The organism is Chitinophaga sp. sic0106 (genome assembly GCF_019219075.1).
In the GTDB taxonomy this organism is placed as follows: Bacteria; Bacteroidota; Bacteroidia; order Chitinophagales; family Chitinophagaceae; genus Chitinophaga.
This window is the reverse complement of record NZ_JAHUWJ010000025.1, coordinates 83,787-103,871: the sequence shown is the minus strand read 5'-3', so window position 1 is coordinate 103,871 and position 20,085 is coordinate 83,787. Positions and strand designations below refer to the sequence as shown.

Here is a 20,085-nt window from a genome sequence, read left to right as displayed (position 1 = left end):
AAAGGCGCATGGCTATGGAAGTCAGGGATCTGGCAATTGCTCAAATCGTTGTCTTATGTGGCGGAAATCCTGATATTTACTTCAAAACATAAAGAAATGGTCGGAATTTCTTCCGACCATGACTAGCTCAAATGGCCCTCTTTTTTTATCAGCGTTGGAAATACGTGATTATTGATCCCACCAAACTTTGGAGTTAAGGGTGAGTCCCCCTGGAACATTTTCGGAATTATAAGAGATTTCAGACTGTGGGTAAGGCAGTCGGCGAGGGATTTCCTTTCCGGTCACTTTTGAGGTGAGGGCAGGAATACCGGTGCGGCGCCAGTCGGTGTAGGTTTCTGCCTGCAGGTACATGGCAACATATTTCTGCGTAAGCACCAGGTTGAGTTTATTGGCGGCGGCATCAAAACTGCCACTGGTGGTCAGATAGTTACCAATTGCTGCACCCACTTTGGCAAAAGAGGCTTTCACCGCATTTTCGTAGTGGAGCTTACCATTTACATTATCTCCTGCTCTTACAAAAGCTTCTGCCAGGATGAATTCCACTTCATAGCTGGTGATCATCAATACAGATGAATTCGGAGAATCGTAAAAGCCTCCCAGGTATTCATCCAGGCGTGTATCACCGGCCGCTTCCATAAAACTAGTCAGATAGGTATTTTCGTACTCGGCATAACCTTCACGTTGCGTATTGAATTGATACAGCGGGTTAGCTCTGGACTCATCGTCGAGGAAGTAGACTTCTGCATCATCTGCTTCGGCAGTAATCAGGCCACCCGCGGCAGTGGCAGCAGTGATTACCTTGGCAGCAGCGCCGGCAGCATCTTTCTTAGTCTGGTGAATGAGCAAACGCAAACGCAGTGAATTGGCGAATTTGATCCATTTGGAAGCGGAACCGCCATACACCACATCATAAGTACCAGGATTTACACCCGGAACCGGATTGTTGAGATCAGCGATGGCTGAAGTGATCAGGCCGTCGATGGTCTTATACAGATCCTCCTGCTTATCGTATTTGGACTTATACTGACCTTCCAGGCCTTTGAATGCATCGGAGTAAGGCAGATCACCCCATACATCCGTCATGGTGAGTACGGTGTAAGCTGTCATCAGCTTAGTGATACCACCCAGCAGGAAATATTTTTTAGCATCTGCGGTATGCAGCAGTTCCTGATAATTAATCAGCGTACCCTGATACAGACTACTCCATGGGTTATTAAAGTTATCCGCTACCAGCTGATACTTCTCATAGTTACCAAATTGCCTGTCGGCACCGGTTACCTGGCCGGTAAGAATGCCTGTAATCAGGGAGAAGTCGGCGCCACCCAGGGTGTAGGCACCTGTTACCTGGGCGCCGGCAAGTACCGGACCAGGGGAAGCCAGTAAAGGTCTGTCTGGATCAACGTTTACATCCAGGTATTTTTTACATCCGGTGCTGAGCAGTACTGCAGCGATACCTAATGTGGCTATGATTTTATTGCTAAATTTCATGATGTCATTTTTTAAAATACTACCTATGTTTTTTCCGGACTAGAACTCGAATTTGAGGCTGAAACCATAGGTTTTTGTACCTGGGTTATTGAAGTAATCAAAACCTTGTGCTTCCTGGGTTCCGAACAGACTTGTTTCAGGATCTACACCTTTGTATTTGGTGCTGAGCCAGAGGTTGCGGCCGATTGCGGAGACAGTCACGCCCTGGAAGTAGCGCTTGTTTTTAAATAATTTCTTGCCATCAATACGATAAGAGAGTGACATTTCGCGCAGACGTACCCAGCTTGCATCTTCTACAAACGGTTCGTTTACGAGGAATCCACTACCTACGCCGGTATAGAAGTATTCGTCCAGCAAGCCCGGAATATCATTTTTATCTCCTTTTGTGATTACTTCACCAGTGTTGGCATCGATGTGACCTTTTACACCGTCAAACACTTTGGTAGTATACCTGTCGAGGGTATTGGCACTCACACCGAAGTTGGTCATTGCACCCCAGGTACCGTTCCACATGCTGAACTTCTGGCGTGTTTCGAAAAGCAAATAGAGGGAAATACCCTTATAGGTAAAGGTATTACCGAAGGAGCCGATCCATTTAGGATTGATATCACCCAGGTATTGTAAGGCATCCTGGAGGATTGGCAGGCCTTTATCCGGACTACCATCTTCATCGTTGATCACGAGGCGGCCCTGTGCATCTTTAAGGTAACCGGTGCCATAGAGGGTACCATATTGTTTACCTACTAATACTGATGTGGAGATACCGGTGAATCCGTTAAAATCGATTCTATCCAGGCCTTCTGCCAGCTTCACTACGTTATTCCTATTCTGTGAATAGTTGAACGTCATGTTCCAGTTAAAGTCCTTTGTTTTAACTGGTGTAACACCAAGGGTTACTTCATGACCAACGTTGGTCATGGTAGCAGAGTTGAGCCAGATGCTGCCGTAACCGCTGGAAGTAGCCACTGTTACCTGGTTTAGCAGGTCTTTGCTGGTTCCTTTGTAGAAGGTATAATCGAGTGTGATACGATCACCGAGGAAGCGGAGTTCAGCACCTAATTCCGTCTGACTGGTCTTTTCAGCTTTCAGCTTGTCGTTACCGATAACACTTCCTTTGGAGTAACCAACAAGACCGTTGTATGGGAAGGTAATACCGTTAGTCCAGCCGTCGCCGGGAGCAGTTTGACCGAAGTAGGTGGTTGTGAAGTATGGGCTGAGGGCTCTACCCACCATAGAATGAGCAGCCCTTATTTTACCGTAGTTCAGCACTTTGGAATGCATTTTTAATGCATCCGTAAACACGAAGCCGGCGTTAACAGAAGGGAAGAAATACCACTGGTTTTCTACCGGCAGTGTACTGCTGGATTCATAACGTCCGGTAGCTTCGATAAACAGGTAATTATCGTAGCTGAAGTTGGCCTGACCATAGAATGCCACACGACGCTGGCGGGAGTTGGAGATGCCCAGGCTGTTGCTCAGGGTATTGGTAATCCCTTGGAAATCGTTAGACACAAACGCATCCCCTTGTGTGTGCAGATATTTATACGTATAGTCATATACGTTATGACCAAACATTAGACCATAGGAAACCTTTTTAGTCGTTTTCTGGAAGCTGGCGAAGAGGTCGTTGTTTATAGTAAAGCTGCTCATCTGGTCTTCAAAGTACTGACCGGCAACAGCGCCGGCAGAGTATTTGGAGTAGATTTGTTTGCGGTTATCGGAAGAGTAGTCCGCACCTGCACGCTCAGTAATGGTTAACCACTCAAATGGCTTGTAGTTCATGGTTAAATTACCATAAAAACGTTGAACGCTGCCAGTGTAGGGGTTCATATTTACGGTCCAGTATGGGTTATCATAACCACCGGTACCGCGGTAGCTCCGTTGTCTGCCGGAGTTATCGCCTAGCATATAGGTAGATGGATCATCGAATTTAAGACCACCGTTGGAGTTATCAAAAGTTGGCGTGGTACGAAGGAGCCCAAGCATGATACCGCTGGTGTTAGAACCTTGCTGCGGGCGGTTACCACCGGAGTTAGCGTAGTTCATGGAGGTCACCACGTTGAACTTGTCGTTAAACTTATAATCTGTGGAGAAGTTAACGGTTGTTTTTTTGAAGTTCGAGTTAGGGATGATACCACCCTGGTTCATGTGCGAAACAGAAACACGGTATCCCAGGCTGGTATTGCCACCGCTCACACTGAGATTGTGTTGTATTCCTTTACCGGTAACAAAAAAATCATAAGGATCATAAACATTTGCTTTTTTACCGCTTGGATTGGCGCTCCTGCCTACGAGGCGGCCGTTTTTATCCCACAGATAGTTGGCATTACCGTCGAACACCATCGTATCAATCGCAGGACCGAAGGAGTAAGATCTGAAGCCACTGGCATTATCAGGACCGAGATAAGTGCCTTCTAATCCCTGTGCGTATTTATTTTGTCTTTCCGGCAGTTTATTTACTCTATCGAAGTTGCCAGTAACAGTATAAGAAACATTGAAAGTTTTTCCATCTACGGTGCGTTTACCTTTTTTGGTAGTGATGACAACAACTCCATTAGAGGCACGGCTACCGTAGATTGCAGCGGCAGCGGGACCTTTCAGGGTAGTAATAGATTCGATATCGTCATTGTTCATATCTACCAGGCGGTTTGACTGGGTAACGCCTGCGGTTCCACCGGCATCGCTACCAGTATTTACTTCACTGTTATCCATTGGTATACCGTCTACAACGAACAGGGGTTGGTTATCGCCGAGTGTGGTAGGCCCGCGCATGGTTACACGCACTGCGGCGCCAGGTGTACCGGAAGCGGTGATAACAGAAGCTCCTGCCACCTTACCTGACAAGGCGCTGAGTGGATTCGAAGGTGCTGTTCTCGTAAGGTCTTCCGCTTTGATATCCTGTGCAGCGAAGCCGAGTTTTCTTTTATTTTCCTTTACGCCCAACGCTGTTACCACTACTTCACTGAGTGATTTATCGTCCTGGGTGAGCATAATATTTAAGGTAGCAGAAACGCCTGCGGGTACTTCCCTTGTCTGATAACCGAGGCTTCTGATTACCAGCACTGCACCTTCTGGCACAGTAAGACTAAAGCGGCCTTTAGAATCTGTTACAGTACCGGTGGTTGTCCCTTTAATTTGGATGGTTACCATCGGGAGCGGAACGTCGTCCGTACTTCTCACGGCGCCCGACAACTGCCGTGTCTGGGCATGTAGCATGCTGACTACTGCCATAAGCATGGCAAAAAAGAGTAGCATCTTTTTCATAGATGATTCAGATTTTGGTTGAACTTTAAATAATAAAAAATTATGGGATGGAATTCCACAAGCAATAAAAAACCTGTCCCTGGTTGCTATGAGTCATAGCTAACCTATAATAGCATAGGAAAACATCTAAACTGATTTTAAATAAATACAAGTAGTCACAGCTAACGCTATGTCATAAACAAAAAACCATTTCTTTAACAACAATAGTTACAAACTATAGCAAAAAAATCAGGCAACAAATAACGGGAAATCCTATCTGGCACAAGGTCTTAGTGATTATGGTAAAAGTATTATTCCACCGTTGTATTTGGCATATTAACGAATTACGACATTGTCATAAACGCTATTCGATTTAGATTTTGGTTGATGCATTGAGTTAACACAAGGTAGAAAAAATTTGTAAAACAAAAACTATTTTCCTTAACATTATTTTAACGCTCATTCCTACACGAAATATCGTGTTGAAATTCAATGGCTAAAACTTGTTCCGATATTGTTTTCGCTTAATTGAACTTTACCAGTACCTCAAAAACTCAGCATAGTTTGTAGTTGCACGGCTGATTTTTTGTTGCTACTTATCTTATCTAACCCGCTACCAATACTGGTTACATCCGGGTAGTAGGCCTGACTGCATTTGGCCCATACGGTCCAGTTTTTCCTGATTTTGTATTTCATATTTATATAGTACTGCCAGCCATTCCCATAATACTGACCTACGCTATTATCGTATAGCACGCTGCTTTCATAAGCGTATAACCGTGACTGATAACTATCTGTTTGAAACCAGGTGCAGCGGCCGCTAATGGAGAAGGGTAGCTGCTTACATCGATAGGTCAGGTCAAGGAAAGTTAAGTAACCTCGCTGCAATGCTGTTTCAGTTGTGGCCATCAGGTTATACTCCATCCTTGCTGCCGTTGAAAATTGCTTACTCCAGGTACGCTCGGTGTGGAGCCGTATACTTTTGGCGGACTGCTGGTCCGGATATTTTGTGCTTACCTTCAAGCGTAGCTGATACTGATATTCTTTCCGTGGAGTGAAAGTAAGTTGTGAAAAGAACTCTGTGCCGCCGGAGGGATAATCTATCCCATATTTTAGCCAGGGGAAATGGAAGAAATCCGCATAGCCATCCAAGGTCCATTTGCGGGCGAGCCTGAGACTTGTTCCGATATAAATCCCTGTTTCATTCATGGTTTTATAGCTATCCCCAAATCCTTTACTGTAGAGACTTTGATATTGTTTACTATAATTCCTGTATACAATAGAAATATCAGCATGACTGCCTGCACTCATTAGTACACCTTGCATAATAGCCAGGTTAGCGGATTTATCCGCTGCCACTTCTCCAAACAGGTGCATATTTCGAAATGTGCCGGCGTAGTCGGCGCTGAAGTTCAGCAGCTGATTCCCACGAAAATCAAACTGATTATATGGCTTTATTTCTTTCTGGATTGCAGGAGAAAACTGGTGCATCACCACATTGATCGCCGGCTGCCAGGTACCGTTCCACTTGCAGGAGAGGCCGTTGGTAAACTGTGTGAGTTGTCCTTTTTTCGCTATTTCGGAAGTGGTGCGGTGGTAACCACTGGCTACTACTGCGGTAGCTATCAGCTCGTCTGCAATGGTATCTGTGGCAGCTAATGTGCCATCCAGTTTTCTAAGCGAGGTAAAAGCGGTGATATCCAGCTGATGAATGCGGGTGGTTATACCCATGCCCCGGAAAAAATAATATTCTCCTGCCGAAGTGTAAGGCCGTAATACGGGGCCTTCCCGTTTTACCTGCAACACAGCACCACCTTTCCCTCCAGCCTGACTATGCCATTGCAGCAGCCCTTGTCCCAGGTTTACTGCATAATCGCCCACCGCCAGGTAGCGAACTGCTTTATAATTGGTCACAAACAGGTGAGCGCTGTAGAAATCGAACCCCGTTTGCTGTGCGCCGCCGAAAAAACTTTCTCCTGCATCCTTCTCCATGCTCATGCCGTAGCTCAGGTGCTGGGAAAAATTATAACGGTAACGAATAAACATACTTCCGGGTGTTCCGTGGTAATAGGAACGTGTGCTATCCTTTCTGGTATATCCTCCGGCCAATTCCAGCTGCCGGCGGTAACGCAGCAGTATAGCCTGCTCTCCCTTCCGCAGCAGATCTTTCAGGGAATAATGTGCCTGCAGATCGTCTCCTACTTTTACATAAGGTAATAGTTTTTTAATCAACGGTAAGTCAAAGCCGGGGACTGCCTGGAGTTCATAAATACTCACAAAGTTACCTAACAGCTGCCTGTATTGCAGCAGGTTTCCAACCTGCAAAGGCGACAATACCCCTAATGCAGTCAATTCCTGCAGCTCAGCTGTATTCAGCGACAGGCGATGCTTTTGCCGGTATGCCAGTTGCTGCCATTGTTCATCGTCTTCGCTGGTGCTGGTGGTGGCAGCTGTTTCATTTTCCAGGAGCTGCTGCATATCACGGGATAGTTCCTGCTCCTGCGCATATGCACTAATACAAACACCCAGCAATAACAGCAGCGCAACTATTGCTTTTGCCATACCAGTGTAATTGAAGGCGTAAGGCCAAGCTGCTGATGAAAAGCAGCACCTATATCCATCCGGAATTGCCGCATGGTAATCAGCACGAGCGCCTGCAAATAAGCAGGCAGGCCGGTTATAGCCAGTTGCAGCGCCAATGCGGGAACTAGGGAGGTGACCACCTGCACTGTGCCGTAATACTTTTTATCCTTAGTGTTACTGCCTTCCACGCTAAACAGCAACGCAGGAGAAGGCTGCCAGCCTATGCCTGCAAAATATTGGAGATAGTCGCCCCGCAATACCTGCACGGCGCTGGTCCAATCCTTCGCCACCTTCCACCGCAGGTTTGCCCCTGCCACTACATTGCCGCTGCTGCCATACTGCACCACCGCTTTACCGCGATACCCAAACTGCACACCTGCCTGCGCCAGCTTCCCTAAGCCAATGCCCATCCCCCCGCTAATTTCCTGCTGCCGCCAGTATTGATTACCAAATTGCATTAGCCGCATACCTACACCCATATTGCCCACAGGAAACATTGCTGCAGCCGTGTAAAGGGGAATACCAACCATACCAAAAGGCTGCGTCGCAAAAACCGCTACCCCACGCTTGCCTGTAGCCAGTAACGCAGGATTAACCAGCGATGAAACAGCATCTCTGTATACCTCCCCAAAAACCGCCCCATGCCAGTACCGCGCCGCAGGAGGTAGCTGCATGCCATTGATTGAAAGGGTGAAAAATAATAGAAAAAGCGTGCTTACACGCGGGATTAATATCAGCGGGTTAAACATAATATACTGGTTAAACAAACAATTATTTATGTAACAAAAATAGGGGGTAGAAAATGGTAAAACCTTTAGTGGATGTTAATGGGGATTTTTTTTGAGGAGGAGTGCCAACGTCACCTTCGGTGTCGTTGGTGTGGATGCCGGGCTTCGCCCGGCGGCCCACACATTAAAAAATGTTAGAACAATCCGTACAACTGAGAATCAATCTTCGAGATTATCTCACCCAGATCTTCGTCGCTTTCCGGAAATTTATTTTTATCAATATCAATCACCAGCAACGGACCTTCTTTATACTTCTCGATCCAGTTGTTGTAATATTCGTTTAGGCGTTTCAGGTAGTCGAGGCGGATATTCTCTTCATACTCTCTTCCTCTCTTCTGAATCTGCGCTACCAGCGTAGGCACCGACGCCTGCAGGTAGATCAGCAAATCCGGTGGCTTCACCATCGACTTCAACGTTTCAAAGAAATTGAAATAGTTATCGAAATCGCGTTTAGTCATCAGCCCCATTTCATAGAGGTTAGGCGCAAAGATATGTGCATCCTCGTAAATGGTGCGGTCCTGGATAACGGTTTGGTTGCCGTTCTGAATTTCCAGCAGCTGCTTCAATCGACCATTCAGGAAGTAGATCTGCAGGTTAAACGACCAGCGGGGCATATCCTCGTAGAAATCATTCAGGTAAGGATTGTGCTCCACATCCTCGTACTGGGGATGCCATTTATAATGTTTGCAAAGCATTTCGGTGAGCGTAGTTTTACCCGCACCAATATTGCCTGCTATTGCTATATGTTTGATTTTTGTCTGTTTCGCCATGCTTATGTTGATATGGTTCAAATAAGTATTGAAAATAAGGAATCAATAATATTTTAAACCGATTAATTTCTTCGCTTCCTGCAGTGTGGCGCTGGCGTTAGCCCTGGCCTTTTCTGCCCCTTGCTTCATGATCTTGTGCATGTAATCCGTATCACGCTGCAGCTCCTTCGCCTTTTCACGGATCGGTGCTACAAATTTCACCATGTCCTCACCCAGCTGTTTCTTCATATCACCAAAGCGGATGGTTTGGTTAGCCCAGGCATCCTGGTAGAACTTCACTACTTCAGGGGTAGACACCAGTTCCATCAGTGTGATCAGGTTGGTAACTGATTCTGGCATAGGCGCACCAGGTTCACCAGTACCGCTATCCGTTTTTGCCTTCTTCAGCTTCTGCATGATTTTATCATCTTCATCTGCCAGGTAAATGGTAGCCATTTCATTCTCACTCTTACTCATTTTACCATTGCCATCCAGGCTCGCAATACGCACCAGGCTATCGCCATAGTTAAATGCCGCCGGTTCCGGGAACAGATCCCCATAGCGATGGTTAAAGCGCTGTGCAAAATTCCTGGCCATTTCCAGGTGCTGGCCCTGGTCCTTACCTACCGGCACTTTTACGGCACGCTGGATCAGGATATCCACTGCCATCAGCACTGGATAAGTTAATAACCCGGCATTCACGTTCTGCGGCTGCAAACGCACCTTATCCTTGAAAGTAGGTACCTTTTCCAGCTCACCCACGTAAGCCAGCATATTCATCAATAAGTAGAGTTCAGCAATTTCAGGAACATCGCTCTGTGCATACACCACTGCCTTTTCAGGGTCCAGGCCAGATGCTATATTCTCTGCCAGCACGCGCATTACGTTACCCGGCAGATCTTTCGGATCAGGATGGGTGGTCAGTGAATGCCAGTCCGCCACAAATATGTAGCAGTTAAAATCTTCCTGCATCCGAATAAAATTACGGATGGCGCCAAAATAATTTCCTAAGTGTAAATAACCGGTGGGGCGTATGCCGCTTACCACTATTTCTTTTTCTGTTGCCATAACAGGGCGCAATTTAAAATTTCTGGCCGTTTATCCCTAATTTTGGAATACTATCAATTTACCATTTATAATTCATTACCTTTTCGTTTAATTTGTTTATGGAAGTCAACGACACACTGGTACAGCAATTGGCAGACCTCTCCCGCCTGGAATTCAGCGCAGAAGAAAAGAAAGAATTTACCGGTGACCTCCAGCGGATGATCACTTTCGTAGAAAAACTCAATGAGCTGGATACCAGCAATGTAAAACCATTGCTCCATCTTACGGAAGATTATAATGTGTTTAGGGAAGATGCGGTTAAACCCTCCATCACCAGGGAAGAAGCCCTGAAAAATGCTCCCGAAGCCACCGACGAATATTTCAAAGTGCCCAAAATCATCAAGAAATAACCTTACATGCAAAAGTCCGTCATTCACCTGGAAGAGATCCGAAAAAGCTATTACCTCGGTAAAAACGAATTGCCCGTACTCAAAGGGGTTTCTCTTGATATTCTCAAGAATGAATATGTAGCCCTCATGGGCCCTTCCGGCTCCGGAAAATCCACCCTGATGAATATCCTGGGTTGCCTGGATACCCCCACCAGCGGTTCCTACATACTCAGCGGACACGATGTAAGCAAAATGGAAGATAACGACCTCGCCCGCGTTCGTGGCAAGGAAATCGGCTTCGTTTTCCAGCAATTCAACCTCATGCCCCGCCTCACCGCCCTGGAAAATGTGGCCATCCCACTCATCTACGCCGGCATAGGCAAAAAAGAGCGCCTGGAAAAAGCCATGGCCATGCTCGAAAAAGTTAAACTCGAAAACAGGGCCGATCACAAGCCCAACGAGCTTTCCGGTGGTCAGTGCCAACGCGTGGCCATCGCCCGCGCCCTGGTAAACGACCCCTCCCTCATCCTCGCCGATGAGCCCACCGGTAACCTGGATACCAAAACATCCATCGAAATCATGGATATTTTTGGCGCCATCCACGCCTCCGGCAATACCGTAGTACTGGTTACACACGAAGAAGATATCGCTGACCACGCCCGCCGGATCATCCGCCTGCGCGACGGTATCATCGAATCAGACCGTATCAACCAGAAACATGTAGTCACCAACTAATACCTTTTCATACACCTTATTGATCCTTCCGGCCCCCCGCCGGAAGGATTTTTTGTTTTAATTTTAGTGCATGAAGATATATACCAAAACAGGCGACAAAGGCAAAACCTCCCTCATAGGCGGTACCAAAGTGCCTAAAAGCAATATACGCATCGATGCCTACGGCACCGTCGATGAACTGAATTCCTACATCGGCCTCGTAAACGACTACATGGCCGACCCGGACACCAAAAACCTGCTCCGCGAAATCCAGGACCGCCTCTTTACCATCGGCTCCGCCCTGGCATGCGACCCGGACAAAGAAACCAAACTCAAAATACCTGACCTCCACGAAGCAGATATCACCCTCCTCGAAAAAGCCATCGACAGCATGAACGAAGAACTGCCACCCATGCGCTTTTTCGTGCTGCCAGGCGGCCACGTAGCCGTGTCCACCTGCCACATCGCCCGCTGCGTATGCCGCCGCACAGAACGCCTCTGCGTAGGCATGCAGGAACAGGAAATGTTTATAGAACCACTCGTGCTCAAATATATTAACCGCCTCAGCGACTACCTCTTCGTGCTCGGCCGCTGGACCGGCCACAAGCTCGGTGTGGAAGAAATTCCGTGGAAACCAAGAGTCAGCTAACTTTCATAAATTCGCCATATGTTTACAGGAATCATAGAAACACTAGGAGAAGTAATTGCCACCAGACAGGAAGGCGGAAACCTGGTAATTACCATACAATCTGATATCGCTCCAGAACTGAAAGTGGATCAGAGCGTATCCCATAACGGTGTATGCCTTACTGTTACCCATATAGACGGTAAAACCTTCAATACCACCGCCGTTACAGAAACACTGCAGAAAACGAACCTCGGCCTGCTCACACCCGGCCAGAAAGTAAACCTCGAAAGAGCCATGGTGTTTAACGGCCGTATCGACGGGCACCTCGTACAGGGTCACGTAGATACCGTAGGCACCTGCGTTTCCCGCGAATCACAAGACGGTAGCTGGCTGTTCCGCTTCCGCTACCCTGCCGACTTCGCCGGCCTCATGGTAGAAAAAGGCTCCATCTGCCTAAATGGTATCAGTCTCACCGTATTCGATGTAACCACAGATGAGTTTTCTGTGGCCATCATCCCATACACCTACGAGTTTACCAATATCCAGTATATCAATCCGGGAGATACTATTAACCTCGAATTCGATATCCTGGGTAAGTATGTAGCCCGACAACTGGCAGTACGCCTCTAAATTCAGCCGATTGAAAAAACTGCTGTTCATCATATCTATCATTTTTCCGTTGCTGGTACACAGCCAGCAACGGAAACTGGTATACGCCTACGCCGGATACGACGTAAATGCCCTCCCGGAAATTTATAACTATACCCCCATTGGTATACGCCTCACCTTCAGCGACAGCACCACACAGGAAACCACCGGCATCGCCAACGGTAAACTGAAATGGAATAAGCTCTCCGTACAGTCCTCCAACGGAGAAGTAAACAACGGCATACTTACTTTTAACCGCACACAACTCCAAAAAGATAATTACCAGGTACAACTCACCATCAGCATGCCCGGCGAAACGCCCGTGCATACTACCTTAGAGCTGCCACACCTGGTAGGCATGCGCTTCAATCAATATTCCGATAGTCTGAAAAAAAATATCCGTTTTTACCTGAACGTAGAAGGTCAGTTCAGCAGTGAACGTATCCTTCCATTAGATACTAACCTGGTAAGATTTAAAACCTCCGCCGGACAAATCCTCGGGCAGGACCTGCTGCTTCCTGCCGGCGATACCACCCGCTTTATACAGGTAGAAGCATGGTATAAAATGAATCCTGAAAAATACCTGATCACCACCATTCCGGTAAAACAATTACCAGATAAAGACTAGATCAACATCCTGGACTTCAACTCCAGGTATTTATTCACCACATTTACGGTTAACTGCTCCGGTGGCGTCAGAATTGACATAATACCGTATTTTCCCAGCTCTTTTGCAATCAGTTTTTTATCATAGGCAAATTGCTGAGCGATCGTCTGTTTATAAATCCCTTCCATATCATAGGCTACCTCCTGGGTCATTTTCTTCAGCTCCGTATTCTCAAAAAATACGACCAGTAACAGGTGATACTGCGCCAGGCGCCGCAGGTACGGCAGTTGCCGCTGCAAGCCCGACATCGATTCAAAATTAGTAAACAATACCAGCAAACTCCTGTGCGGTAAGCGGCTGCGCAATTGCACACTGAGCGTTTCATAATCGCTCTCCTGCCATTGCGTTTCCTGTGCATAAAGCGACTCCAGAATACTGTTCAGCTGCACCATCTTACTGCTCGCCGGCAACATCTCCATTCTCTTTTCTGTGAAAGTAACCAGGCCAGCCTTATCTCCCTTGCTTAGGGCTATATTACTGAAAACCAATGTGGCATTGATGGCGTAATCCAGTAACGACAGGCCTTCGAATGGCATCCGCATACTTCTCCCCTTATCAATAACACAATAAATCTGCTGGCTTTTTTCCTCCACAAAACTATTAACCATCAGGTTACCTGTGCGGGCAGTAGCTTTCCAGTTGAGCCGCCGCACATCATCCCCTTTTGCATATGGCTTGATGTGATCAAACTCCACGCTCTGACCAACAATACGCCTGCGGTGTATACCAAAGTGATCCTGCTCCTGCAGAAAACTTTTTAACGTAAAATGCCGCAGCTGCTGAAAGCTGGGATACACGCTTACCTGCGTTTCATTGTCGATCACAAAGCGCCTGTGTATTAATCCCAAGGCTGTACTAACAAACACGTTCGTATAGCCGAAAGCGTAGTTACCCCGTTCCACCGGCCGCAACTGATAGGTAAACGTTTGATCCGCCCCCGGCGCAATTTGCATCTCTATACTAAAATCCCTCCACTGGAATTGCACAGGTACCTCTTCCAGTATCACGAATTTAGCCGGAAAGCCATAACCATTATGGACCTGCAGCTGCACTTCATTTTCATCCCCATTACTGAAACGGTTAGCCATGATTCTTTCTACCGTGACAATTGCCGACGGGCGCCCCATCAGTAAAATCATATCCGCCACCGTAAGCGCCACTGCTATAAAAAACAGCAATACCACAATGGAAAATAACACCGGCACAAAAAACGCTACCAGGAACAATATCACCACCACTCCCATCATCAGGTAAAACCTGTTGTGGAAAAAGAGATTTTTGAGGAGGTTATATTTTACAGCACCTGCCATATGTGTAGATTATCTTGGAACTTCAATTGTTTTAACAATCTGTGCAATCACATCATCCGTGGTAATGCCTTCCATTTCACGCTCCGGTGTAAGAATAATACGATGACGCAGCACATGTGTCACCATAGCCACCACATCTTCCGGAATCACAAAATCGCGGTTATTCATGGCTGCCTGTGCCTTCGCACAGTTCATAACGGCAATGGATGCACGTGGTGAAGCGCCGAGGTACAACGATGAATGCTGACGCGTAGCATGCACGATAGCAGCAATATAATGCAGCAGTTTTTCATCCATCCGCACCTGCTTCACCAACTGCTGAAACTGTATCAGCTGCGCAGCACTCAGCACTTTATTCACTACGGTCACAATACTTTCCTGCGATGGTAGCTGGTTCATTGCTTCCAGGATGGCAATCTCTTCTTCCAGCTCCGGATATTTCACCTGCACCTTGAACAGAAAGCGGTCCAGCTGCGCTTCCGGCAACCGGTAAGTACCTTCCTGCTCAATAGGGTTCTGGGTGGCAATCACCATGAATGGGCGGTCCAGCTGATAGGTATGACCATCGTTGGTGATCTGTCTTTCCTCCATTACTTCAAACAGGGCCGACTGCGTTTTAGCAGGCGCTCTGTTTATTTCATCGATCAGAACCAGGTTGCTGAACACCGGTCCTTTTTTATATTCGAACTCGCGGGTTTGCGGATTAAACACAGAGGTCCCCAATACATCTGCCGGCATGAGATCCGGCGTAAACTGAATACGGGAAAAATCAGCATCAATGCTTTGTGCCAGCAGTTTAGCGGTCAGTGTTTTAGCTACACCAGGCACACCTTCAATCAGCACATGGCCCTGTGCCAGCAAAGCAGTGATGAGCAGGTCCACCATTTCTGACTGACCTACAATTACTTTTCCGATCTCTTCACGCACCGCTTCCACTCCTTCCTGGAGCGCAGTAAAATCAGTACGTGGCTGAAATGTATTTGTGTCCATTTCTTATTTGGTATTTATATAAAACAGTTGAATATTACGATAAAGCTCTCTTACAAATTCGCTGTCCACATAGCCGTTGGACTGCACATTATGCAGGAGTCGCACCATACGTGCTACCTGCTCCCGTTCAGCCCCTGACTTATGCGCCAGCAGTTCTGCAAAAGCTGCATCGAGTTGATTGGTATTGATGTAATAACGGTTACGGATATACTCCAATACATGCAGCATCATTTTATGTGCGATGTTCGCATGATCCTGCTGCTGATAATACAGCTCTCCGATAGCATCTACAAACTCCAGTGAGGAGTTGGCAACGACAGGTTTTATTGGTATGACCCGCTGGCGGCGCTTACTTTCAAACAACACGTAGAGCAGCATTAAAGCCAGGGTAAGCCATAGTGCCCATCTGATGGCCGGATAGCGCAGCAACACCTGCCATTCCGAAAACTCATCATTCCTGGAGGCCTTTTGGGTGTTATAGAAATCATCCCAGTAAATGTTGGAGGCTACCTGGTCGAGGTAACTCATTTGTATCGCAAATGCCTCTGTATTGTTGTTATGGAGAATAAAATAGTTACTGAAAGTATATGGGTTCAGCAGCACAAAAATGCGGCCTTTTCCGTATCGTATTCTCACAAAGTTAGGATGTTCGTTTGTGCTATAACCTATTACCCGCGTGATGCTGGTATCTGCCTTGGTGAAATAACGCTCTTTCATTGGGCCGGCATAGCGGTAGGAAACATGGATATTATTGAGGGTATCCACATAAGCCTGTGATCCGCGTTTCACGTCACCACCATCGTCCGGGAGTTTGGTAACCAGTCCCAGCTTGATGTTCAGTGAAGGGTCCATTTTATTAACTGCAATAAACAGTTCGTTACCATTATTCACATAGGTCAGTAAACTGTTGACATCATTTTCTGTCAGAAACAGTTCATCGGCAACAATCAGATACACGTTACCGCTTTTGTGCAGCTCCGTTTCTTTCTTAAACGTATTGGAAAACGGTTTGGTAACGATCTGCAATGGTTTGTTGGCAAACAGCGATGGCAGCAGTTTTGCGGCTGCGTAGCTCCCGCCGGCTTTGGTGTCTTTGCTGGAAAAAGTAGGCTTGGACATGTCGGTACTTTGCTGCGCTTCCCGGTTGCTGTGCATACTGCCGGCGATCAGCAATACAAAAAGTATTGCTACCACAATGCCTGCTATATAGTATACTTTTTTACTCACTGCTGCTTACTGATTTGTTGTTTGAAATCGTGGAACTGTTGCTGAATTCTTTCAAAATCCGTTGCAGCAATATTAAATCCGCCATACCAGCTGTACTCATAGTCCATTGTCAGTACCGAAAAAGGTTTGTACAGCGGTGTATTCCTGAGTGTACGCAGATAATCTTTATTGGTTTTGTCTTTAGCGGTTTTGATCATACCGTTTTCCGCGAGCATGAACAAGGTATACAGGTACCACCAGCGGATGGCTTCGCGGATATTACCGGCAGCTTCGGCAGCATTAATTTTCTGCTGATATTCTGCTGCGTTGTGCACCTCTGTTTCTTCAGGTGTTACTACAATTCCTACCAATGCAGGTTTCCGGAAGAAGCTAAGGCCGTTTTTGCGCATGTACCTGTAAATCAGGTAGCCCAGCACCAGCAATACTATCCCGATAATCACCCAGCGGAAAATGAGGATATGTGCAGTAATATAAAGTAAGGTAGCACCAATGATGAGTGTCCACCAGGATACGCTTTCTTTGTCCTTATCGTCAGTATAATGCAGGCGTTCATCTTTCCGGAGTTCCTTCAATTTTTCAGAGGACACATCACGTCTGTAGTATCCCGGGAAACCTGCGGGTTCGGTGAGAGAAGAAAATTCTGCGGCTACTTCGTCTTCATCGTAGTAAGCCGAATCTTCTCCGGTGGCTGCATTGCTGGTATCAGTAGTGGCTTCCTCAAATGCGGTGCTGTCTGTACCAATCTGTTGCGCGGCAACAGGTTGAATAAACAACAGCAGCAAAACACATATGGAGCAGAGGTATTTTCTCATTTTACAATCACCTTTCCTGTTTCACTGATCGCATATCCTTTTTTATGTAGGGAGATGGGATACCAGATAAAATAAAATATAATGAAATAGAGCGAGCTTCCCAAAATCAGTAAGCTCACCGCGACGGGCATGGTAGAATGTCGGGTGATAAAGGCTTCCAGGAAGGCGGCTACAATAAATACCGGCACGAGTGCTACCATTATTTTCACGCCGTCTTTGGCGGCTTTTTTCAGTGAATCAATTCGTTTATGCGTGCCCGGGAACAGGAGGCTGTTACCTAATATGAGGCCTGCACAGCCGGCGATTACAATACTTGATAGCTCCAGCGTTCCGTGGATCATCACTACCAGTACGGCTTTCCAACCGAGGCCGTGGGATACGAAGAGGTAGTGAAATGCACCGATCATCACACCGTTTTTGAACAGCATGTATAAAGTGCCCAGGGAGAAGAAAATACCCATCACGAAAACAGATATCGATACATAGATATTGTTAAAGGCGATGCGCAGGAACATGTACCATTCTTCCGAACTGGCGTACACGCCAAAGGGGTCACCGTTGGCGATGTTTCGTTCTGTCATGTTCAGGTATTCATCGCCCAGCACGCCACGGACAAAAGTTTCATCATGTGCGCTGGAAAATGTTCCGATGAGAACGAACACTATAAAGAAGCAAAATGTATACAATAATGTACGGTGGTATTTACGGAACAGCAGGGGCAGTTCATACACAAAGAATTGCCGGAACCTGCCCTGGTCTTCCTTTTTGTGCAGGTATATTTTTTGGAAGATGCCGGCGGCGATGGTATTGAGGTAGCGCGTAACCTTACTAAAGCTATAGAAAGTTTTAGCGTAGGCGAGGTCGTCCAGCGTGGAGATAAAACGGTCTGACATCTCATCCGGATTATCGGTGGGTTCCTCCTGGTACTTTTTCCAGCGTGCTAAATTCTTCTTGATAAATAGAGATTCTCTCATGCCTGATTGGTGCAACAATATATAAACAATTGTGTAGATTTGAGCATGACCGCGATCAAAATCCCTACTTCATTTAATATCGACCTTGAGTTTGAGGCTGCCGATCTGGGCCAGCGCTTTCTGGCGTGGCTGATAGACTGGGTGGTCCGCGGGGTGTATATTACGATTTTTGTGCTGATCATTGGTTCACTGACAAGGTTATTTCAGGAGCCGGCGATGATGGTACTTTTTTTCCTGGTTATCATGTTACCGGTAGTAGCATATCCCTTGTTATTTGAAATGTTTATGGAAGGGCAAACACCGGGCAAATTGGCGATGAGCATCAAGGTGGTGGGCCTGGTGGGAAATGTACCAACTACCAGTCAACATTTGGTGCGCTGGTTTTTCAGGATAATAGAGCAGCCTTTATTTTTTTGGGCGATAGTACCGGTAATGTCGATATTAAGGTCACCGCTGAATCAACGCCTCGGCGATGTGGTAGCCGGCACTATCGTGATCAGTACCAAACCCAGGGGAAGCATAGAGGAAACTATTTTCAGGGATTTATCAGCATCCGGTTACCAACCGCAATTTCCTGAAATCTTACGATTGTCTGACAGAGACATGAACAAGATTAAGGAGTTGCTGGACCGTGCGCTTACGGGTGATCATCAGTTGGCGGAGCGTGTGGCGAACCGCGTAAAAGAAGTGTTAAAGATCACTACCAACCTGCCTGACACAGTTTTTTTGGAGACGGTACTCAACGATTACAATTATTACACAACCGTTGAGAAGTAGTACAGCAAAGGGTTTCGCGGGACTCAGAAAAATTATTTTCAAAAATATTTTCAAGAAAAACTGCATAAAATTTGGATTTACAACACATTGTATTACCTTTGCAACCGGCAAGTCTTATACGACCAGCTCCTGCTGAACTCCCCCAGGACAGGAATGTAGCAAGGGTAGGCGGTTGAAGCGGTGCGATATAAGTAACTTGCCTTTTTTCTTTTAAAAAGGTCATTAGGTCGCTGTCACTAGTCAGCTGGTTCACATCCCATCTCCCTTTCTAATGACAGTTACTCCGCAATTTGATACAACACGTACAACTTTTAATTTACATAGTATGAAATTCTTTATTGATACAGCTAATCTGGCGCAAATACAGGAGGCTCACGATCTCGGTATACTGGATGGTGTAACCACCAACCCATCATTGATGGCTAAAGAGGGAATTAAAGGTGAAGCTGCTATTCTGCAACATTACAAAGACATCTGCGAGATTGTAGGTGAAGGCGATGTAAGTGCGGAAGTATTATCCACTGATTTCGCGTCCATTATTGAAGAGGGAAAGAAACTGGCTGCAATTGATTCTAACATTGTAGTGAAGGTTCCGATGATCAAAGATGGCGTTAAAGCAATCAAATGGTTTACTGATAACAATATCAGAACCAACTGTACGCTGGTATTCTCTGCAGGTCAGGCTATTCTGGCAGCTAAAGCAGGTGCTACCTACGTATCTCCTTTCATTGGTCGTATCGATGACAGCAGCTGGGATGGTGTGGAGCTGATCGCTCAGATCGCCCAGATCTACAGCATTCAGGGTTTCAAAACTGAAATTCTTGCTGCGTCTATCCGCAATGCACTCCACATTGTGAAGTGTGCGGAAGCAGGTGCCGACGTTTGTACCTGTCCGTTAGACTCAATCCTTGGCCTGCTGAAACATCCTTTAACGGATATCGGCCTGGCGAAGTTCTTGGAAGATGCCAAGAAAATGTAATCGCAATATTTTTTAGATGGTGTATCCCCGGTGCAGAGATGTACCGGGGATTTTTTTTGCGCTTATTTCGCG

18 protein-coding genes and 1 other RNA gene are annotated in these 20,085 nt (G+C 46.5%); 8 read left to right on the top strand and 11 right to left on the bottom strand.

Annotated elements, in window-relative coordinates; translation table 11 throughout:
- Positions 1 to 168: 168 nt before the first annotated feature.
- The 6 genes from KW844_RS26280 to trpS all read right to left on the bottom strand — a co-directional run bounded on the left by KW844_RS26280 (position 169) and on the right by trpS (position 9,919).
- On the bottom strand, positions 169 to 1,488 hold the full coding sequence (locus tag KW844_RS26280; protein ID WP_218379748.1) for a SusD/RagB family nutrient-binding outer membrane lipoprotein: 1,320 nt from the start codon (positions 1,486 to 1,488) through the stop codon (positions 169 to 171).
- A gap of 39 nt (positions 1,489 to 1,527) precedes the next feature.
- Entirely contained in the window at positions 1,528 to 4,752 is a 3,225-nt protein-coding gene (locus tag KW844_RS26275; RefSeq protein ID WP_218379747.1) for a SusC/RagA family TonB-linked outer membrane protein, read from the bottom strand.
- Between the two features lie 525 nt (positions 4,753 to 5,277).
- On the bottom strand, positions 5,278 to 7,293 hold the full coding sequence (locus KW844_RS26270; protein WP_218379746.1) for a helix-hairpin-helix domain-containing protein: 2,016 nt from the start codon (positions 7,291 to 7,293) through the stop codon (positions 5,278 to 5,280).
- Positions 7,278 to 8,063 carry a hypothetical protein gene (locus KW844_RS26265; RefSeq protein WP_218379745.1) on the bottom strand — a complete coding sequence of 262 codons (786 nt, stop codon included), beginning with the start codon at positions 8,061 to 8,063 and terminating at the stop codon, positions 7,278 to 7,280. The genes KW844_RS26270 and KW844_RS26265 overlap by 16 nt, the downstream gene beginning before the upstream one ends.
- 173 nt (positions 8,064 to 8,236) lie before the next feature.
- Positions 8,237 to 8,872 (bottom strand): deoxynucleoside kinase, encoded by a 636-nt coding sequence (locus KW844_RS26260; RefSeq protein ID WP_218379744.1) that lies wholly within the window; start codon positions 8,870 to 8,872, stop codon positions 8,237 to 8,239.
- Between the two features lie 42 nt (positions 8,873 to 8,914).
- The gene (gene trpS / locus KW844_RS26255; RefSeq protein WP_218379743.1) at positions 8,915 to 9,919 is read right to left on the bottom strand and encodes a tryptophan--tRNA ligase; all 1,005 of its coding nucleotides are present in this window, start codon (positions 9,917 to 9,919) and stop codon (positions 8,915 to 8,917) included.
- Between the two features lie 98 nt (positions 9,920 to 10,017).
- On the opposite strand from trpS, the gene gatC reads away from it, so the two are divergent.
- From gatC to KW844_RS26230, 5 genes are all read left to right on the top strand, one after another.
- The gene (gene gatC, locus KW844_RS26250; protein ID WP_218379742.1) at positions 10,018 to 10,308 is read left to right on the top strand and encodes an Asp-tRNA(Asn)/Glu-tRNA(Gln) amidotransferase subunit GatC; all 291 of its coding nucleotides are present in this window, start codon (positions 10,018 to 10,020) and stop codon (positions 10,306 to 10,308) included.
- Between the two features lie 6 nt (positions 10,309 to 10,314).
- Positions 10,315 to 11,022: an ABC transporter ATP-binding protein gene (locus KW844_RS26245; protein WP_218379741.1), complete on the top strand. Its 708-nt coding sequence runs from the start codon at positions 10,315 to 10,317 to the stop codon at positions 11,020 to 11,022.
- 70 nt (positions 11,023 to 11,092) lie between these two features.
- Positions 11,093 to 11,650, top strand: a complete 558-nt coding sequence (locus KW844_RS26240; RefSeq protein ID WP_218379740.1) for a cob(I)yrinic acid a,c-diamide adenosyltransferase — start codon at positions 11,093 to 11,095, stop codon at positions 11,648 to 11,650.
- Between the two features lie 18 nt (positions 11,651 to 11,668).
- On the top strand, positions 11,669 to 12,259 hold the full coding sequence (locus KW844_RS26235; protein ID WP_218379739.1) for a riboflavin synthase: 591 nt from the start codon (positions 11,669 to 11,671) through the stop codon (positions 12,257 to 12,259).
- Between the two features lie 10 nt (positions 12,260 to 12,269).
- The gene (locus KW844_RS26230) at positions 12,270 to 12,905 is read left to right on the top strand and encodes a hypothetical protein (protein WP_218379738.1); all 636 of its coding nucleotides are present in this window, start codon (positions 12,270 to 12,272) and stop codon (positions 12,903 to 12,905) included.
- Here KW844_RS26230 and KW844_RS26225 read toward each other — a convergent pair.
- Genes KW844_RS26225 through KW844_RS26205 form a run of 5 tightly spaced genes read right to left on the bottom strand, consistent with a single transcriptional unit; the run spans position 12,902 to position 18,257 of the window.
- Positions 12,902 to 14,254 (bottom strand): DUF58 domain-containing protein, encoded by a 1,353-nt coding sequence (locus tag KW844_RS26225; RefSeq protein ID WP_218379737.1) that lies wholly within the window; start codon positions 14,252 to 14,254, stop codon positions 12,902 to 12,904. The genes KW844_RS26230 and KW844_RS26225 overlap by 4 nt on opposite strands.
- 9 nt (positions 14,255 to 14,263) lie before the next feature.
- Positions 14,264 to 15,244 (bottom strand): MoxR family ATPase, encoded by a 981-nt coding sequence (locus KW844_RS26220; RefSeq protein WP_218379736.1) that lies wholly within the window; start codon positions 15,242 to 15,244, stop codon positions 14,264 to 14,266.
- A gap of 3 nt (positions 15,245 to 15,247) precedes the next feature.
- Complete coding sequence (locus KW844_RS26215) at positions 15,248 to 16,471, bottom strand: DUF4350 domain-containing protein (RefSeq protein WP_218379735.1); 1,224 nt, start codon at positions 16,469 to 16,471, stop codon at positions 15,248 to 15,250.
- Entirely contained in the window at positions 16,468 to 17,283 is an 816-nt protein-coding gene (locus KW844_RS26210; protein ID WP_218379734.1) for a hypothetical protein, read from the bottom strand. Before KW844_RS26210 ends, KW844_RS26215 begins: the two co-directional genes overlap by 4 nt.
- The gene (locus KW844_RS26205) at positions 17,280 to 18,257 is read right to left on the bottom strand and encodes a stage II sporulation protein M (RefSeq protein ID WP_218379733.1); all 978 of its coding nucleotides are present in this window, start codon (positions 18,255 to 18,257) and stop codon (positions 17,280 to 17,282) included. The genes KW844_RS26210 and KW844_RS26205 overlap by 4 nt, the downstream gene beginning before the upstream one ends.
- Positions 18,258 to 18,302: 45 nt before the next feature.
- On the opposite strand from KW844_RS26205, the gene KW844_RS26200 reads away from it, so the two are divergent.
- From KW844_RS26200 to fsa, 3 genes are all read left to right on the top strand, one after another.
- Positions 18,303 to 19,034: an RDD family protein gene (locus KW844_RS26200; RefSeq protein ID WP_218379732.1), complete on the top strand. Its 732-nt coding sequence runs from the start codon at positions 18,303 to 18,305 to the stop codon at positions 19,032 to 19,034.
- 105 nt (positions 19,035 to 19,139) lie between these two features.
- Positions 19,140 to 19,239, top strand: an RNA gene (ffs, locus tag KW844_RS26195) — signal recognition particle sRNA small type.
- A gap of 120 nt (positions 19,240 to 19,359) precedes the next feature.
- On the top strand, positions 19,360 to 20,013 hold the full coding sequence (fsa, locus tag KW844_RS26190; RefSeq protein WP_218379731.1) for a fructose-6-phosphate aldolase: 654 nt from the start codon (positions 19,360 to 19,362) through the stop codon (positions 20,011 to 20,013).
- The last annotated feature ends 72 nt before the right edge of the window (positions 20,014 to 20,085 follow it).

Bases quoted from the DNA above. Each gene is read 5' to 3' on its own strand.
- trpS (WP_218379743.1), bottom strand. From the start codon at position 9,919: ATGGCAACAGAAAAAGAAATAGTGGTAAGCGGCATACGCCCCACCGGT.
- KW844_RS26220 (WP_218379736.1), bottom strand. From the start codon at position 15,244: ATGGACACAAATACATTTCAGCCACGTACTGATTTTACTGCGCTCCAG.
- KW844_RS26275 (WP_218379747.1), bottom strand. From the start codon at position 4,752: ATGAAAAAGATGCTACTCTTTTTTGCCATGCTTATGGCAGTAGTCAGC.
- KW844_RS26205 (WP_218379733.1), bottom strand. From the start codon at position 18,257: ATGAGAGAATCTCTATTTATCAAGAAGAATTTAGCACGCTGGAAAAAG.
- KW844_RS26200 (WP_218379732.1), top strand. From the start codon at position 18,303: ATGACCGCGATCAAAATCCCTACTTCATTTAATATCGACCTTGAGTTT.
- fsa (WP_218379731.1), top strand. From the start codon at position 19,360: ATGAAATTCTTTATTGATACAGCTAATCTGGCGCAAATACAGGAGGCT.
- KW844_RS26245 (WP_218379741.1), top strand. From the start codon at position 10,315: ATGCAAAAGTCCGTCATTCACCTGGAAGAGATCCGAAAAAGCTATTAC.
- KW844_RS26235 (WP_218379739.1), top strand. From the start codon at position 11,669: ATGTTTACAGGAATCATAGAAACACTAGGAGAAGTAATTGCCACCAGA.
- KW844_RS26260 (WP_218379744.1), bottom strand. From the start codon at position 8,872: ATGGCGAAACAGACAAAAATCAAACATATAGCAATAGCAGGCAATATT.
- KW844_RS26265 (WP_218379745.1), bottom strand. From the start codon at position 8,063: ATGTTTAACCCGCTGATATTAATCCCGCGTGTAAGCACGCTTTTTCTA.
- KW844_RS26225 (WP_218379737.1), bottom strand. From the start codon at position 14,254: ATGGCAGGTGCTGTAAAATATAACCTCCTCAAAAATCTCTTTTTCCAC.
- KW844_RS26270 (WP_218379746.1), bottom strand. From the start codon at position 7,293: ATGGCAAAAGCAATAGTTGCGCTGCTGTTATTGCTGGGTGTTTGTATT.
- KW844_RS26240 (WP_218379740.1), top strand. From the start codon at position 11,093: ATGAAGATATATACCAAAACAGGCGACAAAGGCAAAACCTCCCTCATA.
- gatC (WP_218379742.1), top strand. From the start codon at position 10,018: ATGGAAGTCAACGACACACTGGTACAGCAATTGGCAGACCTCTCCCGC.
- KW844_RS26280 (WP_218379748.1), bottom strand. From the start codon at position 1,488: ATGAAATTTAGCAATAAAATCATAGCCACATTAGGTATCGCTGCAGTA.
- KW844_RS26210 (WP_218379734.1), bottom strand. From the start codon at position 17,283: ATGAGAAAATACCTCTGCTCCATATGTGTTTTGCTGCTGTTGTTTATT.